Raw genomic sequence first — 7,866 nt, 5'->3', positions numbered from 1 at the left:
CCACCATCGCGGCCGGCACCCTGCTGGCCCGCGGCGGCCAGGCCATCGGCGACCGCAGCGCCGTGCTCGTCGGCGCCGGCGCCACCCTGGCGCTCGCCGACGGCGAGACCGTCGGCTCGCTCGCCGGGCAGGGCCGCGTCGCGCTCGGATCCGCCCGCCTCAACGCCGGCGGCGACAACAGCTTCACCACCTTCGCCGGGACCCTCGACGGCACCGGCGGCCTGACCAAGGCCGGCGCCGGCACGCTCACCCTCGCCGGCACCAATACCTATACCGGCGGCACCACCATCGCGGCCGGCACCCTCCAGGTCGGGGACGGCGGCACCGCGGGCAGCCTCGTCGGCGATGTCGCCAACGCCGGCACCCTGGCGTTCAACCGGGCCGACGCCGTCACCTTCGCGGGTACCATCTCCGGCCCCGGCGGCCTGACCAAGCTCGGCGCCGGCACGCTCACGCTGACCGCCGCCCACAGCTTCACCGGCCCGACCACCGTCGCCGCCGGCGGGCTCGGCCTCACCGCCCCCGCCAGCCTGGTCTCGCCGGTGATCACCCTCGCCGGCACCACCCTGACCCATGCCGGGACGCTCGCCGGCGGCCTGACCAACGCCGGCATCACCCTCACCAGCGGCACCATCGCGGGCGGGATCACCAACACCGGCAGCCTCACCGCCACCGGGGGTGCCCTCGACGGCGCCATCCGCAACGCCGGGCAGGTCGCCGTCACCGGGGCGGTCTCCTCCGACGCCGGCTTCGCCAACGCCGCCGGCGCCAGCCTGACCGTCTCCGGCCGCTACGCCCTGGCCGGCGGCCTCGACAACGCCGGCACCGTCGCGATCGCCGACGGCGGCCGCCTCGTCGCCGGCCGCGTCGCCAATGCCGGCCTGCTCACCATCGCGGCCCAGGGCAGCGTCGTCGATGACCTCCTCAACACCGGCCGCCTGGTCAACGCCGGCGCCTACACCGCCGACGCGGTCAACGCCCCGGGCGGCACCCTGATCAACACCGGCACCTTCACCACCGTCTCGGCCCCGTTCGTCAACGCCGGCACCCTGGTCACCACCGGCAGCCTCACCGGCGGGCTCACCAACACCGGCGCCGTCCAGGCCGCCGGCGTGCTCGCCGGGCCGGTGAGCAACGCCCCGAGTGGCGTCATCGCGCTGACCGGCCCCACCACCGGCATCACCCGGCTCGCCAACGACGGCGCGTTCGACCTCGGCGGCACCGCGCTCAGCGTCGGCTCGCTCACCGGCACCACCGCCACCGCCACGCTGGGCAACGGCCGGCTCACGGTCGGCACCGACGGCAGCGCGTCCGACTATGCCGGGCAGATCGTCGACGGCGCCAGCCCGACCAGCCTGACCAAGGTCGGCGCCGGCACCCTGACCCTGTCCGGGCTCAACACCTTCTCCGGGCCGATCAGCATCCTCGGCGGCGACCTCGCGGTCACCGGCGCCCTGCCCAACGCCGCGCTCACGTTCGGTGCCGGCAGCCGGCTCACCGGCGACGGCTGGTTCGGCACCGTGAGCCTCGGCGCCGGCAGCGTGCTCAGCCCCGGCGCCGCCCCGGGCGCACTCGGCCTGATCCGCGTCGCCGGCAGCCTCACCCTGGCGCCGGGCTCGGTCTACCGGGTCGACGCCACCCCGGACGGCCGCGCCGACCGCGTCGCGGTCGGGGGCGGCGCCACGGTGGCGGGCGCCCGGGTCGAGGCCGTGGCCGGCGCCGGCGCCTGGGCCCCGCGCACCCGCTACACCATCCTGACCGCCGCGGGCGGCGTCCAGGGCCGGTTCGCCGGGGTGTCGAGCAGCTTCGCGTTCCTGACCCCGTTCCTCGGCTACGAGCCGAACGCCGTGACCCTGACGCTGGCGCGCAACGACCTCGACTTCGCCGCGGTGGCGCACACCCGCAACCAGCGCGCGGCGGCCGCCGCGGTCCAGGCCGGGGCGGTGGGCTCGACGCTCTACGACGCGGTCGCGACCCTGTCGGCGCCCCAGGCCCGGGCGGCGTTCGCCGGGCTGGCGGGCGACGCCCATGCCGGGCTGGCCTCGACCGCCTTCGCCACGGCCGGCCTCAGCCGCGAGGCGGTGCTCGACCGGCTGCGCTGGGGCGGGGCCCCGGAGGCGCGCGACTACGGCGCCCTGCCGGCCGCCTACGCCGCCGACCGGCCCGGGGAGCCGGTGGAACCGGTGGCGGTCCCGGCGCGGGTGTTCGACCCGCGGATCGTGAGCCTGTGGGGCCAGGGGCTGGGCAGCCTCGGCCACGTCCGGGCCGACGCCAACGCCGCCGCCCAGTCGCGCCGGAGCGCCGGCTTCGTGATGGGCGTGGACGCGCGCCTGGACGGGCTCGGCCTCGGCGGGCTGCGGCTCGGCGTGGTCGGCGGCCATGTCGAGACCGATCTCGCCAGCCCCGGCCAGGTCCAGACCGGGACGCTGGCGAGCACGTTCGGCGGCGTCTACGGCAGCCTGGAGGCGGGTCCGGCGGTTCTGCGGTTCGGCGCGCTGGCGGCGGACGAGCCGGCGCGGCTGCGCCGGGTGGTGGCGTTCCCGGGCCTGACCGACACGCCGAGCGCGCGCACCGGCGGGCGCAGCGTCCAGGGTTTCGGCGAGGCCGGCTACCGGGTCGCGCTCGGCGCCGGCGCGGTGCTGGAGCCGTTCGTCGGCGCCGGGGCGGTGGCGCTGGGGCGCGACCGCTTCGCCGAGCAGGGCGGGGCGGCCGCACTCACGGGGGCGGCCCGCGCCAGCCTGCTGCCGACCGCGACCGCCGGCCTGCGCGCCGAGGCGCAGCTCGATCCGGAGGCGGCGCTGCCGGTGTCGGTGCACGCGCTCGCCGGGTACCGGCGCACCTTCGGCGACGGCGTGCCGAGCGCGGTTCTGGCGTTCCGGGGCACCGGCGCCCGGTTCGTCAGCGCGGGCCTGCCGATCGACCGCGACGCCCTGGTCGCCGAGGCCGGCCTGTCGGTGCTGCTCTCCCCGGCGGCGAGCTTGGGCCTGTCCTACACCGGCCAGATCGGCGCCCGCGCCCAGGACCACGCCGCAAAGGGCGCCTTCACGGTCAGGTTCTGAACAGCCCGGGGCGCGGCGGGGATCACGCGTGCGCGAGGCCGCTCCCGTATCGCCTGTCGTGCCCTCGCGGCGGCATACCGTTCGCCGCGCGCGGGAATCCTCCGTCGCGGCTCGGAACGCTCCCCTCACTCCACCCGGCCGCCCCGCCCGCCGAGGCGGCCGGGCAAGCCGGTCAGGCGGTCCTTCATGGCCAGCACCTTCTGCACCTTGGCGCCGAGGGTGAGGAGTTGCACCAGGCGCTCGGTGTCGAGGCGGCGGACGTCGGCGTACCAGCCGGCGAAGAGTTCGAAGAGGTCGTGCATCTCCCGGAGCCGGCCTTGCGCGTGGCGCTCGACCTCGGATTCGGCCTCCTGCATCAGCAGCTCGCGCAGCAGGGTCAGGGTGGGGTCGATCTCGCGCTTCTTGCGCTCCTCCACCAGGGTGCGGACGATCTGCCAGATGTCCTCCGGGGTGGCGAAATAGTCCCGCCGGTCGCCGGGCACGTGCTGCAGCCGCACCAGGTTCCAGGCCTGCAGCTCCTTGAGCCCCATGCTGACGTTGGAGCGGGAGACGCCCAGCCGCTCGACCATCTCGTCGGCGTTGAGCGGGCGCTCGGCCACGAACAGCAGGGCGTAGATCTGCCCCACGGTCCGGTTGATGCCCCAGCGCGAGCCCATCTCGCCGAAATGCAGCACGAAGGTCTGGACCAGGGGGGGCAGGTGCACGGCGGCGATCCGTCGGACGGTGAGCCCCCAAAGCAGGCGGGGGTTCGAGGCGGGGGTTCGGAGCGCTCGCCGCCGACGTGGAGATCGGTTCGACGGAGGCGAGCGCGTTCGATCGAGGCGTGAGGGCCGGCTTATCAGCTCTTGAGCCAGAACCGGAGGAGCGTCGCCACGGCCCCGAGGCCGAGGATGCTCCCGGCCCAGAGCCCGACGAACCAGGCGAGGCGCTTCCACAGGGGCGGCGGGGTCGCGGGCGTCATCAGTGATACCCGTGCGCGTCGACCTTGCCGCGGAACACCCAGTAGGAATACGCGGTGTAGATCAGGATGATCGGGATCAGGACCGAGGCCCCGACCAGCATGAACATCTGGCTCGACGCGGGGGCGGCGGCCTGCCAGATCGTGATCCGGCCCGGCACCACGTCGGGGAAGATGCTGATCCCCAGCCCCAGGAACGACAGGGCGAACAGGCCGAGCGCGATCAGGAACGGGGCCCGCTCGCCGCCGCCCCGCAGGGTCCGCCACAGGGCGACGGCGGCCAGCGCCACGAGCAGCGGCACCTGCGCGGTGACGAGCACGTTCGGCATCGCCAGCCAGCGCGCGAAGTAGCGCCCCTGCAGGAACGGCGTCGCGGCGCTGACCAGCGCGATCGCCGCCACGGTGGCGATGGTCAGGCGCTGGGCCAGCCGGCGGGCCCGGAGCTGGAGCAGCCCCTCCGTGCGCATCACCAGCCAGGTCGCCCCGAGGAGCGCGTACGCGATCACGAGGCTCGCGCCGACCAGCAGGCTGAACGGCGTCAGCCAGTCCCACCAGCCGCCGGCATAGGCCCGGCCCTCGACCGCGATGCCCTGCAGCAGCGCGCCGAGCGCGATCCCCTGGGCGAACGCCGCCACCAGCGAGCCGCCCGTGAAGGCGACATCCCAGGCCGCCCGGTGGCCGGGATCGCGCCAGCGGAACTCGAAGGCGACGCCGCGAAAGATCAGCCCGAGCAGCATCGCGATGATCGGCGCGTAGAGCGCCGGCAGGATCACCGCGTAGGCCAGCGGGAAGGCCGCGAACAGCCCGCCGCCGCCCAGCACCAGCCAGGTCTCGTTGCCGTCCCAGACCGGGGCGACCGAGTTCATCGCGGTGTCGCGCTCGGGCCCCGGCCGCAGGGCCGGGAACAGGATCCCGATGCCGAGATCGAAGCCGTCCATGACGATGTAGGCGAAGACCGCGAAGGCGATCACGAACGCCCAGATCACGGTGAGATCGACGCTGTAGACCATGGCTGCCTCACTCGGCCGGCTGGAGGTGGCGGTCGGGATCGACCGCCGGGGCGGGGGTGATGCCGGCGGTGCGGATCGGCGCGCCGGGCTCGATCCCGGCCTCGCCGGCATGGGGCGGCTGGGCCATCAGGCGCAGGATGTACAGAACCCCCATGGCGAAGACGGAAAAATAGATCACCACGAAGGCGGTGAGCGAGGCGGCCACCGCCGGGCCGTGGAGCGGCGAGGCGGATTGCGCGGTCCGCAGCAGGCCGTAGACCGTGTAGGGCTGGCGCCCGACCTCGGTGGTGATCCAGCCGGCCAGCACCGCCACGAAGCCCGCCGGGCCCATGGCGAGGGCGAAACGGTGCAGCGGGCGCCACCGGTAGAGCGCCCCGCGCCAGCGCGCGAGCAGGCTCAGGGCCCCGAGCAGCAGCATCAGCATGCCGAGCCCGACCATGATGCGGAACGACCAGAACACGATCGGCACCGGCGGCCAGTCCGTCCGGGGCAGGCTGTCGAGGCCGGCGAGCGGCGCGTCCAGGCTGTGCTTGAGCACCAGCGAGGACAGCTTCGGGATCTCCACGGCGTAGCGGACCGTGCCGGCCTCCTGGTCGGGCAGCCCGAACAGCACCAGCGGCGCCCCGTCCGGATGGCTCTGGAAGTGGCCCTCCATGGCCATGACCTTGGCGGGCTGGTGCTCCAGGGTGTTGAGCCCGTGCGCGTCGCCGGCGAGGATCTGGGCCGGCGCCACCAGGGCGGCCATCCACATCGCCATCGAGAACATCGTCCGGGCCGCCGGGTTGGCCCGGTCGCGCAGCAGGTGCCAGGCGCCCACCGCGCCGACCACGAGCGCGGTCGTCAGGTAGGCCGCCAGCACCATGTGGACGAGCCGGTACGGGAAGGACGGGTTGAACACGATCGCCCACCAGTCCAGCGGCACGAACTGGCCCTCGGCGTTGGTGCCGTAGCCGGCCGGCGTCTGCATCCACGAGTTCACCGACAGGATCCAGAACGCCGAGAAGAAGGTCCCGAACGCCACCATCAGGGTCGCGGCGAAGTGGAGCCGCGGCCCGACCTTGCGCATGCCGAACAGCATCACCCCGAGGAAGCCCGCCTCCAGGAAGAAGGCCGACAGCACCTCGTAGGCCATCATCGGGCCGAGCACCGGGCCGGTCTTGTCGGAGAAGACCGACCAGTTGGTGCCGAACTGGTAGGACATCACCAGGCCGGAGACGACGCCCATGGCGAACGCGATGGCGAAGATCTTCAGCCAGTACTTGAACAGGTCCATGAAGACCTGCCGGCCGGTGGCGAGCCACAGGCCCTCCAGCACGGCCAGGAAGCTCGCGAGCCCGATCGAGAAGGCCGGGAACACGATGTGGAACGCCACCGTGAAGCCGAACTGGATGCGGGCGAGGATCAGGGGATCGAGGGTGTCGAGCACGACGGGTCTCCCGGCTCGGGATCTGCGACTCGGCTTATAGCATTTTCAGAAATTTCTGAAATGTCGATAATGACAGGACAGCCATCGCGGCGACGCCGGCCCTGGACGCGCGCGGCCGGACGCGGCAGGCTCGGGGCGATTCCCCAGAACGGCCGGGCGCTTGCAAGTCGGGTGCCCACCCGCGCGCCGCGCCGTGCGCCGCTCCCCGGACACCACGAGACCCGTCGCCCCATGCTCGAACCCGTTGCCGCCGCCGCCCTCGACACGCCCCTCGACCTGTCCGCCGCGCTCTCGGAGCGCATCCGCGGCATCGGCACGAGCCAGATCGGCCTGGTGGCGGATCGCGGCCGGGACGACCCGGACGTGGTCAAGCTCTGGATCGGCGAGGGCGACCTGCCGACGCCGCCGTTCATCGTCGAGGCGGCGCACCGGGCGATGCAGGCCGGGCACACCCGCTACACCACGTCGCTGGGCCTGCCGGCCCTGCGGGCGGCGCTCGGCGCCTACCACGCCCGGCACTGGGGGGTGGACGTCCCGGCGGACCGCTTCGCCGTCACGGCCGGCGGCATGAACGCGATCATGCAGGCCGCGCAGGCGCTGCTGGAGCCGGGCGACGAGATCATCATCCCGTCCCCCGCCTGGCCGAACCTCGCGGAGGCGGTCCGCATCACCGGCGGCGTGCCAGTGACGGTGCCCTACCGGATCCAGCCGGACGGGCGCTTCACGCTGCCGCTCGCCGACATCGTGGCGGCGCTGACGCCGCGCACCCGGGTGATCATGGTCAACTCGCCCTCGAACCCCACCGGCTGGACCATGCCGCTTCCCGAGATGACGGCGCTTCGCGACCTCGCCCGCGCGCGCGGCCTGTGGATCCTGTCGGACGAGGTCTACGCGCACTTCACCTACGGCAACCAGATCGCGCCGTCCTTCCTGCAGATCTGCACGGAGGACGACCGGCTGATCGTCACCAACACCTTCTCGAAGAACTGGGCGATGACCGGCTGGCGCGCCGGCTGGGTGATCTTCCCCCGGGGCCTGGCGCCGACCTTCGCCAAGCTCGGCCAGTACAGCACCACCTCGATCCCGACCTTCATCCAGCACGCCTGCGTCGCGGCGCTCGAGGAGGGCGACGGCTTCATCCGCACCATGGTCGACCGCTGCGCCGAGGCTCGGACGATCCTGGTGGAGGGGCTGGCGCGCCTGCCCGGCGTGACGGTGGCGCCGCCGGAGGGCGCCTTCTACCTCATGCCCCGGATCGCCGGCGACGAGCCGAGCCTCGACCTGGCGTTCCGCCTGCTGCGCGACGCCAAGGTCGGCGTCGCCCCGGGCACCGCCTTCGGCCCCGCGGGCGAGGGCCTGGTCCGCATCTGCTTCGCCATCAGCCCGGACTTGGCACGGGAGGCGGTGCGGCGC

Annotated in this window: 6 protein-coding genes; 2 read left to right on the top strand and 4 right to left on the bottom strand. The window is 74.0% G+C overall.

Annotated features, from left to right (window positions below):
* A partial coding sequence (locus FV233_RS31710; protein ID WP_147899330.1) for an autotransporter domain-containing protein occupies window positions 1-3,059 on the top strand: 3,059 nt, incomplete at its 5' end.
* A gap of 125 nt (window positions 3,060-3,184) precedes the next feature.
* On the opposite strand, the gene FV233_RS26850 is transcribed toward FV233_RS31710, so the two are convergent.
* From FV233_RS26850 to FV233_RS26835, 4 genes are all read right to left on the bottom strand, one after another.
* Window positions 3,185-3,763: a GbsR/MarR family transcriptional regulator gene (locus FV233_RS26850; RefSeq protein WP_147899329.1), complete on the bottom strand. Its 579-nt coding sequence runs from the start codon at window positions 3,761-3,763 to the stop codon at window positions 3,185-3,187.
* A gap of 134 nt (window positions 3,764-3,897) precedes the next feature.
* Complete coding sequence (locus FV233_RS26845; RefSeq protein WP_147899328.1) at window positions 3,898-4,020, bottom strand: DUF2474 domain-containing protein; 123 nt, start codon at window positions 4,018-4,020, stop codon at window positions 3,898-3,900.
* Window positions 4,020-5,027, bottom strand: a complete 1,008-nt coding sequence (gene cydB, locus FV233_RS26840; RefSeq protein ID WP_147899327.1) for a cytochrome d ubiquinol oxidase subunit II — start codon at window positions 5,025-5,027, stop codon at window positions 4,020-4,022. The genes FV233_RS26845 and cydB overlap by 1 nt, the downstream gene beginning before the upstream one ends.
* Window positions 5,028-5,034: 7 nt before the next feature.
* Window positions 5,035-6,453 carry a cytochrome ubiquinol oxidase subunit I gene (locus FV233_RS26835; protein ID WP_147899326.1) on the bottom strand — a complete coding sequence of 473 codons (1,419 nt, stop codon included), beginning with the start codon at window positions 6,451-6,453 and terminating at the stop codon, window positions 5,035-5,037.
* 231 nt (window positions 6,454-6,684) lie between these two features.
* On the opposite strand from FV233_RS26835, the gene FV233_RS26830 reads away from it, so the two are divergent.
* On the top strand, window positions 6,685-7,866 hold a 1,182-nt coding region (locus FV233_RS26830), incomplete at its 3' end, for a pyridoxal phosphate-dependent aminotransferase (protein WP_147899325.1).

The sequence above is a fragment of the Methylobacterium sp. WL7 genome (genome assembly GCF_008040085.1).
GTDB classification, from domain to species: Bacteria; Pseudomonadota; Alphaproteobacteria; order Rhizobiales; family Beijerinckiaceae; genus Methylobacterium; species Methylobacterium mesophilicum.
The sequence above is the reverse complement of the archived record's forward strand: the minus strand, read 5'-3'. Positions and strand labels throughout refer to the sequence as shown.